Here is an 8,166-nt window from a genome sequence, read left to right as displayed (position 1 = left end):
AGGTTTGGTCTTTTTGCCCCCCTACTCTCCTGAGCTACAGCCTGTGGAGCGGGTATGGCCCTTGGTGGACGGGGTGGTAGCGAATGGGCGGGTGGATTCGGAGGAGGAGCTTTGGGAGAGGGTGGAGGCCCGCTGTGCTTACTTGCAGACCCAGCCGGAGCTTATTCGGAGCCACACTCTTTTTCACTGGTGGCCGGGGGGATGCTGAGGGAATGGATCGGGAGGATTTCATATGAGGGGGGCCCTCTGCAGGCGGCTTTGGATTTTCTCCTTTTTGGCGAGGGGGACGTGCCTACTCTGACCCACGAAATCCTGCGCCGTGCTGAGCCTGATCCCAGCCAGCGGCCCTTCGTCCATGTGGGTGGTTAGGGTTGCCCCAGTGTGTTGGGGTGGCGGGGGAAGACTTGTTATTTATTTCACGATTAAATACGCTTGTGGATTTCATCTCCCCTCAAAGGACCAAGGCCACCCCCTCCGCCCGAGGGTCACTGGCCGCCAGAAGGGCCTCCCCGTGGCGCACCACCACCTGCCCCCGGCCAAAGAGGGCGTACTCCGCCTCGTAGCGCACCCGGTGGCCCAGGTCCCTGAGGAAAAGGGCGGTGGCCTGAGGAATGCCAGGTTCCAGCAGGACCTCGTCCCCCTCCCGACCCGGCGCCACCTGCCAGCGGGGCCGGTCCAGGGCCGCCTGGGGGTTGAGGCCGAACTCGGCCAGGCCCAATACCACCTGCACGTGCCCCTGGGGTTGCATGAACCCTCCCATAACGCCAAAAGGCCCCAGGGGCTTTCCCTCCCGGGTTAGAAACCCGGGGATGATGGTGTGGTAGGGCCGCTTGCCCGGACCCACCCGGTTGGGATGCCCCGGCTCGAGGCTGAACCCCAGGCCTCGGTTGTGCAGGGCGATGCCCGTCCCCGGCACCAGCACCCCCGCGCCAAACCCCTGGTAGTTGGACTGGATGAGGGAGACCATCACCTCCCCGTCCGCCGCCGCCAGGTAGACCGTCCCCTCGGGGCGCAGGCCGGGCAGGACCCGGGGCAGGGCCCGCTCCCCGATGAGCCGTCTTCTTTCCGCCGCATAGGCCTTGGAGAGGAAGGCCTGGGGGTCTAAGGCCATATGCCGGGGGTCGGCCACGTGGCGGAAGACATCGGCCAGGGCCAGGCGCATGGCCTCTATCTGCAGGTGGTAGCTGAAGGGGTCCTCGGGCCGGAGGTCAAAGCCCTCGAGGATGGCCAGGGCCAGGAGGGCCGCCACCCCCTGGCCGTTGGGGGGAAGCTCGTGCACGGTGAGGCCCCTGTACTCCAGGGCCAGGGGCTCCACCCACTCCGGCTGGTGGGCGGCCAGGTCCTCCCGGGTGAGGAGCCCTCCGGTCTCTGCGCTGAAGCGGGCCAGGGCCTCGGCCAAAGGGCCCCGGTAGAGGCTTTCCCCGTAGCTCCCGGCAATCTCCCGCAGGGTCTTGGCGTGGAGGGGGCTTCGCCACACCTCCCCCGGCCTCGGAGCACGCCCCCCGGGGAAGAACACCTCCTTGAAGGCCCGGTGCTCCGGCCCCTCCAGGGGAAGGTAGAGGCCTTCCGCCCGCCGCCAGGCCCGCCCCGTCTCCGGCCCCACGGGAAAGCCCTCCTCCGCGTACCGGATGGCCGGGGCCAGGACCTCGGGGAAAGGGAGCCGTCCCCAGCGTTCGTGCAGGGCCCGCCACCCCGAGACCGCCCCGGGCACGGTCACGGGAAGCCAGCCCCGCTCCGGCATGCGCCCCTGGGGAAGCCGCTCGGGGGTAAGGGCCTGGGGGCTTTTCCCCGAGGCGTTCAGGCCGTGGAGGCGGCCATCCCACACCTGGGCAAAGAGGTCGCCCCCCAGGCCGTTGCTGGTGGGCTCCACCACCGTGAGGCAGGCGGCCATGGCGATGGCCGCGTCCACTGCGCTTCCGCCCTTTAGGAGCATCTCCATGCCCGCCAGGGCCGCCAGGGGCTGGCTGGTGGCCACCGCCCCCCGGCGCCCCAGGACCACGTGGCGGCGGGAAGGGTAGGGGTAATGGGTGAGGTCCATGGACGCTTCCAGCATACGCCGGGTGACCGCCCTCTGACGGAGGCCTCCTAACCTTGGGGCATGGACCTCCGGCTTTCCCTGAACGTGGCCGAGGCCCTGGGGCGGCTTCCCCATCTGGAGGAGCTGGGGGTGGGCCTCGAGGTCTACCTGGACCCCGCCCACCTGGAGGAGGATGACCTCTTCAGCCAGCTGGCCCGGGCCCTGCGCCACTCCCCTTCCGCCCATCTCCCCTTTTGGAACCTGGACCTCCTCTCCCCCGACCCCGAGGTGCGAACCCTCTCCTTGAGGCGGCTCCTCTTCGCCCTGGACCGGGCGGCAGAGCTGGGGGCCGACCGGGCGGTCTTCCACTCCGGCATCCCCCACGGCCGCACCCCGGAGGAGGCGGAGGAACGGGCCGGGCGCCTGGTGGAAGCCCTCAGGCCCCTGGTGCGCCGGGCCCGGACCCTGGGGGTGCGCCTCCTCCTGGAGAACAGCCACGAACCGGGGCCCCAGGCCCTGAGGCCGGTCCTCGAGGCCCACGGGGAGGTCGTGGGCTTCTGCTTTGACGCCGCCCACGCCCGCGTCTTCAGCGCCACCCCGGAGCCCGAGCCCTGGCTGGCCCTGGGGCCTGAGCACCTCCACCTGAACGACACTGATGGCCTCTACGACCGGCACTGGAACCTGGGGACGGGCCAGCTGGAGCATGCCCGCTGGCTTCCCCCTTACCTGGACCGGCCCCTGGTCCTGGAGGTGCGGGGGAACCCCCTGCCCTCGGTGGCCTTCCTGGACATGTACGCCCGCCTGGTGCGGGAGGGGGTGGCGGCCAACACCGGCCGCACCTGGGCGGACTCCCAGAGCCTCTTCGCCCAGGGGCAGGCGGCCATGGCCGCCTACTCCACCGCCAGCCTCACCGGGGTCCTGCGGCAGATCGGGGGGCGCTTCCCCCTGCGCACCGCCTACTACCCCTTCCACAAGGAGCGGAACGGGGTGGCGGTGGGCGGGGCGGCCCTTTACATCCTCAAGGGCTTCCCCGAGGCGGAGACCGAGGCCAGCTGGCGCTTCGTGGAGTACCTGCTAAGGCCTGAGGTGCAGGGGCGCTGGCACCTGAACACCGGCTACGTGCCCGTGGCCAAGGGGGCGGTGGAGCTCCCCTTCGTGCGCCAGGGGCACGTGCGCCAGCCCAACTACACCACGGCCATCCAGCAGTTCCTCACCAGCAAGGCGAACACCGCCAACGCCGGCTGCCTCATGGGGGCCTTCCCGGAGATCCGGCAGTACGTGCAGGCGGCCTGGGAGGAGGCCCTCCGGGGCAAGCCCGCCCGGGAGGCCCTGCGGGAAGCCAAGGCCAAAGCGGACGCCGCTTTGGAACGCTACAACCGCAGCGTGGCCGAGCGCTAGGCGGGGATAAACCCCCCGCCGGGAGGTCCCGGCGGGGGGTTTTCCTCCCCGGGAAGCGGCCAGGACCGGAGGGCCCTGAGCCTGGGGGTTTTCTTGTACTGGTGGGCCTCCATGCGGCGGAGAAGGCCGTCTAGAAGCCGCAGGGCCTCCTTCAGAAAGGGCCCCCGGTTCAGCATGACCACCTCGGCCCGGCCCCCCATGAAGGCGTCGGCCAGCTCCGCCCGGGTGGGGGTTCCCTTGCGCACCAGGCGGTCCAGGACGTGGGTGGCCCATACCACCGGGGTGTGGGCCGCCTCCAGGAGCCAAAGGAGTTCTTCCTCCATCTCCGCCGTGCGCTCGGGGCCCAGCTCCACCCCCAGGTCCCCCCGGGCGATCATGGCCGCGGTGGGGAAGCGGGGTAGGGCATGGGCCAGGAGTTGGGGCAGGTTCCGGACGCCCTCCCGGCTTTCCAGCTTCAGCACCACCCCCTTAAGCCCCGGGGGGAGGGCCCCCAGGTCCTCCGGGGTGCGCACGAAGGAAAGGCCCACCAGGGCCCCCAGCTCCTGGGCCAGGGCCAGCACCCTGGCGTCCCGCTCCCCCAGGTAGGGAGCCTCGAGGCCCAAGGGGGCGTTGAGGGCCCTTCCCGGCTTCAGCTTGAAGCCCTTGGGCGGCGCCAGGAGGACCCGCAGGCGAAAGCCGTAGGGGGTGGCCTCCTCCACCTGGGCCCAGAGGCGTCCCTCGTCCAGGGAAAGGCTGTCCCCCACCCCAAGGGCCAGGAGCTCCGGGCGGTCGGGGGCGAAGGCGGGAAGGCCTGAGGGGGCTTCTCCCCGGAGCACCAGGGCCACGGCGTCCCCCACGCGGACCCGGGCCACCCCCGGCGTTTGGATGCGCAGGCGGGGGCCCTCGAGGTCCAGGACCAAGGGGATGGGCCGGCCCAACGCCGCCTCCGCCTCCCGCAAAGCCCGCAGATACCCCGGCCAGGCCTCCTCGGGGAGCTTTCCCAGGTTGAGCCGGGCCACGTCCATGCCCGCCTCCACCAGTTCCAGGAGGGAGGCCGTCCCCACCTCCTCGGGCAGGGTCACCATGATGCGGGTCTTGCGCCCGGGCCGCTCCGGACCAAAAAGGCCCCGGGTGCGGGCCTCCAGAAGGCCTTCCCCAAAGAAGAAGGCCTCCTCGGGGTCTGCCCCGGGGTAAGGAGCCTCCCCCGCCAGGGCCTGTAGGGCCCGCTCCAGGGCCAAAAGGGTCTCCGCCACCCGGCTTTCTGCCCGGCCCAGGGAGGAGAGGCCGTGGGGCATCAGGGCCCGTTGCAGGGGCCTAAGATCTCGGCGGCGTAGGGCCAGGTAGCGGGCCAGGTTGGCGAGGCTGGGGTCAGGCGGCCCGGCAACCCCCCAGGCGGCCAGGTAGCGGGAAGCCTCCCCCTCCACTGCCTCCCGCAGGGCCCGCACCGCCGCCAGAAGGCTCCTGGGGTCCCAAGGTCAGGGGATGGTCAACCCCGCCCTGACCCCCTCCTGACAGGGACCCCCTAGGGTGGAGGTATGCGGATCCTGGTGACCAACGATGACGGCATCTACAGCCCCGGCCTCTGGGCCCTGGCGGAGGCGGCCGGCCACTTCGGCGAGGTCTTCGTGGCCGCCCCCGACACCGAGCAGAGCGCCACCGGCCATGCCATCACCATCGCCCACCCGGTGCGGGCCTACCCCCACCCCGCCCCCCTTCCCGGGCCCCACTTCCCCGCCTACCGGGTGAGGGGCACCCCGGCGGACTGCGTGGCCCTGGGCCTCCACCTCTTCGGCCCCGTGGACCTGGTCCTCTCGGGAGTGAACCTGGGGAGCAACCTGGGGCACGAGATCTGGCACTCGGGCACCGTGGCCGCGGCCAAGCAGGGGCGGCTCTTTGGCCTCTCCGCCGCCGCCTTCAGCGTGCCCCTAAACGGCACCACCCCGGATTTCGCCCTCCTCAAGCCCTGGCTGGTGCGCACCCTGGAGACCCTGCTGCGCCTGGAGCGGCCCTTTCTGGTCAACGTGAACCTGCCCCAGAGGCCCAAGGGCTTCCTCTGGACCCGGCAGTCCGTGCGGGCCTACGAGGGGGTGGTGGTGCCCGGGGAGGACCCCATGGGCCGCCCCCTCTACTGGTTCGCCGCCCGGCCCCTGAAGGAGGCGGAGGAGGGCACGGACCGCTGGGCGGTGGAGCACGGCTTCATCGCCGCCACCCCCCTGCGGCTGGACCTCACGGACGAGGCCAAGCTCCAGCCGGCTCTGGCCCATGATTAGCGTCCTCATCCCCACCAAGGACCGCCCCCAGCTCCTCCTGGAGGCCCTCCGTTCCCTCAGGCACCAGACCTTTTCCTGGTTTGAAGGGGTGGTGGTGGAGGACGGGGCTGGGGAGGGCCTGGAGGTGGTGCGCCGGCTGGGGGACCCCCGGTTGCGCGCCCTGCCCAACCCCGGCCAGGGGCAGGTGGCGGCCCGCCGGGCGGCCCTCGAGGCCTCCCGAGGGGAGATCGTCCTCTTCCTGGACGATGACGACCTCCTCCTGGACCCCGCCTACCTCTACCGGGTGTGGCGGGTCCTCTCCCGGCAAGGGGGGGTGGCCTACGGGGAAGGGGTCCTCATGTGGGGCCTCGAGGAAATTCCCTTCGCCCCCAAGGAGGTGGGGGACTGGCTCCTCAGGGACAACCGCCTCCTGGCCTCGGGCACGGCCCTGCCCAAGAAAGCCCTCCTGGACCTGGGCGGCCTGGACCCAGAGATGGGGGACTACTGGGACTGGGACCTGTGGCTCAGGGCCTACCGGGCGGGCCTGCCCTTCCGCTACCTGCGGGGGCGCAACGTGGGCGTGAGGGTCCACGGGGAAAACCAGAGCTACGGCAGGAGGCTGGGGGAGCGGGCCCTCTACCTGGAGCGCCTGCGGGCCAAGCACGGCCTGCCCCCCCTGGAGCTCAAGGACCACCTGGCCCTGGCCCAAGGGGAAAGCCTCACCCGCCCAGTCCCCCAGGGCCCTCTGCCCCAAAAGGGGCTCTAGCTGGCGGGCTCCACCCCTGCCTCCCCGGGCCGAAGCCCCAGGGCCTCGAGGGCCTCCCGGAACCTGGCCTGCCGCTCCACCAGCAGGGCCTCCCGCAGGGCCAGGGCCTCCTCCTCCGGACTCTGGGCCAGGTAGTCTGCCAGAAGGCCCAGGAAGACCTCGAGGTCGTTCAGACCCCCCAGGACCTCCTGGAGGGCCCTTTCCCGCTTGGTGGGAAGCCCCAGGAACTCCTTGGCGTAGCGGAGCCGCCTTAGGGCGCGGCGGTAGGCGTGGAGGGCCTCGGGGGTGGGGTTTTGCCTCAGGTCCCGAAGGCGCTTCCTGGTTTGCGCCTCGAGGCGGGCCAGGCGCGCCTTGGCCCTAGGCCTTTCCAGGGGCGGAAGGGCGGCCAGGGCCCGCAGGAGGGCCTCCATCCAGGGGGAGGCCAGGAGGGCAGGCAGAAGGGCCCGGGCCTGGGCCAGCTCCCTTTCCAGGTGGGCCTTTAGGCCTGGGGGCAGGGAAGCCCCCTCTGGCAGGGGCGGGGCGGTGAGGGCCACCTCCAGATCCCGCACCCGGCCCGCCCCCCGCACCAGGCGGCGGAGGTCCTCCCGCAGGACCCGGTAGCCCAAAAGGTCCAGGTAGACCCGGAGCCGCCTCCCCGCCACCCGCACCTGGTGCACCCCCTCGGGGTCCTCCCCCGACAGGGCCAGGGGCAGGTGGGCCCGCAGGTGGGCCATCCAGGCCCGGGCGTCTTTCATATGCGGAAGACCTTGGGGGGAAAGAGGGCCTTCAGAACCATTCCTCCGGGCCGGGGGCTCCCCTCCAGCCAGGCCACGCCCCCCTTCTTGAAGAGGAAGCGCTCCCCAAGGCCCTCCCGGGTGGAAGCCCCCATGTAGTCCCCCAGGAGAAGCCAGCCCAGGAACTGGGAAAGGTAGGGCTCATGCCCCACCAGGGCCACCCGGCCTTCCTCGGGGATTTCCCCAAGGAGGGCCTCTGAGGGGGAAGCGGCCAGGTGAGGGCTTACCCGGCTTTCCCCGTCCAGAAGGCGGCTAAGCAGTTCTGCCGTCTCCAGGGCGCGCCGCTTGGGGCTGGTGAGGATGAGATCAAGCCTCACCCCCAGGGCCTCGAGGCCCCGCACCACCTTGCGGAAGCGCTTTACCCCCTTGGGAGCAAGGGGCCTCAGGTCGTCGGCCTCTTCTCCCTCTCCTTCAGGAGGAAGGGCCAGGGCGTGGCGCACCAGAAGGAGTTCCATACAGGGATTTTACAGCCCAAAGCTAGGAAGAAGGCTTGCGGGAAGTGGCTCCAGGTAGCAATCCCCTTACGGGGCTAAGGCTTTTGCAACGGAGGAAAGAGGGTGAAAAAGCTCGTGCTTCTGGTGGTGAGAGTAGCAATCCCCTTACGGGGCTAAGGCTTTTGCAACAGAAGGAGGAGGACGCGCCCACGCTGGACGCCGTGGCCGTAGCAATCCCCTTACGGGGCTAAGGCTTTTGCAACGGGAAGCTTTTCTTGGGGGCAGGAGCCTCCAGGAGATTATGTAGCAATCCCCTTACGGGGCTAAGGCTTTTGCAACGTGTTGGTGCTGGACGCCGAGTCCCTGGAGGACTTGGAGTAGCAATCCCCTTACGGGGCTAAGGCTTTTGCAACAAGGAGGGGGCTTGCCTAGTAAATTGCCTTGTACCCCGGAGGGGGCGGGAGAAGGGAGAGAAGAACCCTAAGGCCGTAGGCGATGAGCTCCAAAAGCGCCCGCGCCATGGCCGTCCAAGGCTTCCGCTCCCAAAGGT

General features: G+C 70.4%; 7 protein-coding genes and 1 CRISPR repeat array. Of the genes, 3 read left to right on the top strand and 4 right to left on the bottom strand.

What is annotated here, in order from left to right; genetic code table 11:
• Positions 1–451 precede the first annotated feature (451 nt).
• Positions 452–2,038, bottom strand: a complete 1,587-nt coding sequence (locus B128_RS0100675) for a gamma-glutamyltransferase family protein (protein WP_026174903.1) — start codon at positions 2,036–2,038, stop codon at positions 452–454.
• Between the two features lie 60 nt (positions 2,039–2,098).
• Between B128_RS0100675 and B128_RS13050 the strand changes: the two genes are divergently transcribed.
• Positions 2,099–3,415, top strand: coding sequence for an extracellular solute-binding protein (locus B128_RS13050; RefSeq protein ID WP_018110381.1), 1,317 nt, complete (start codon positions 2,099–2,101; stop codon positions 3,413–3,415).
• Here B128_RS13050 and B128_RS12085 read toward each other — a convergent pair.
• Positions 3,412–4,839 (bottom strand): pyruvate kinase, encoded by a 1,428-nt coding sequence (locus B128_RS12085; protein WP_018110380.1) that lies wholly within the window; start codon positions 4,837–4,839, stop codon positions 3,412–3,414. The genes B128_RS13050 and B128_RS12085 overlap by 4 nt on opposite strands.
• A gap of 90 nt (positions 4,840–4,929) precedes the next feature.
• Here B128_RS12085 and surE point away from each other — a divergent pair, with 90 nt between their 5' ends.
• Positions 4,930–5,664: a 5'/3'-nucleotidase SurE gene (surE, locus tag B128_RS0100655; protein WP_018110379.1), complete on the top strand. Its 735-nt coding sequence runs from the start codon at positions 4,930–4,932 to the stop codon at positions 5,662–5,664.
• Positions 5,657–6,409: a glycosyltransferase family 2 protein gene (locus B128_RS0100650; RefSeq protein WP_018110378.1), complete on the top strand. Its 753-nt coding sequence runs from the start codon at positions 5,657–5,659 to the stop codon at positions 6,407–6,409. Before surE ends, B128_RS0100650 begins: the two co-directional genes overlap by 8 nt.
• On the opposite strand, the gene B128_RS0100645 is transcribed toward B128_RS0100650, so the two are convergent.
• Both B128_RS0100645 and B128_RS0100640 read right to left on the bottom strand, forming a co-directional pair.
• Positions 6,406–7,143, bottom strand: coding sequence for a CHAD domain-containing protein (locus B128_RS0100645; RefSeq protein WP_018110377.1), 738 nt, complete (start codon positions 7,141–7,143; stop codon positions 6,406–6,408). The two genes, B128_RS0100650 and B128_RS0100645, sit on opposite strands and share 4 nt — an antisense overlap.
• Complete coding sequence (locus B128_RS0100640; protein WP_018110376.1) at positions 7,140–7,637, bottom strand: SixA phosphatase family protein; 498 nt, start codon at positions 7,635–7,637, stop codon at positions 7,140–7,142. The genes B128_RS0100645 and B128_RS0100640 overlap by 4 nt, the downstream gene beginning before the upstream one ends.
• 54 nt (positions 7,638–7,691) lie before the next feature.
• Positions 7,692–8,029: direct repeats of the CRISPR family, unit length 36 nt; unit sequence GTAGCAATCCCCTTACGGGGCTAAGGCTTTTGCAAC.
• Positions 8,030–8,166 lie beyond the last annotated feature (137 nt).

Origin of the sequence: Thermus igniterrae ATCC 700962 (assembly GCF_000376265.1) — a bacterium.
GTDB classification, from domain to species: Bacteria; Deinococcota; Deinococci; order Deinococcales; family Thermaceae; genus Thermus; species Thermus igniterrae.
Note: the sequence above shows the minus strand (reverse complement) of the source record. Positions and strands in the feature narration are given on the sequence as shown.

Bases quoted from the DNA above. Each gene is read 5' to 3' on its own strand.
- B128_RS0100650 (WP_018110378.1), top strand. From the start codon at position 5,657: ATGATTAGCGTCCTCATCCCCACCAAGGACCGCCCCCAGCTCCTCCTG.
- B128_RS0100645 (WP_018110377.1), bottom strand. From the start codon at position 7,143: ATGAAAGACGCCCGGGCCTGGATGGCCCACCTGCGGGCCCACCTGCCC.
- B128_RS0100675 (WP_026174903.1), bottom strand. From the start codon at position 2,038: ATGGACCTCACCCATTACCCCTACCCTTCCCGCCGCCACGTGGTCCTG.
- surE (WP_018110379.1), top strand. From the start codon at position 4,930: ATGCGGATCCTGGTGACCAACGATGACGGCATCTACAGCCCCGGCCTC.
- B128_RS13050 (WP_018110381.1), top strand. From the start codon at position 2,099: ATGGACCTCCGGCTTTCCCTGAACGTGGCCGAGGCCCTGGGGCGGCTT.
- B128_RS0100640 (WP_018110376.1), bottom strand. From the start codon at position 7,637: ATGGAACTCCTTCTGGTGCGCCACGCCCTGGCCCTTCCTCCTGAAGGA.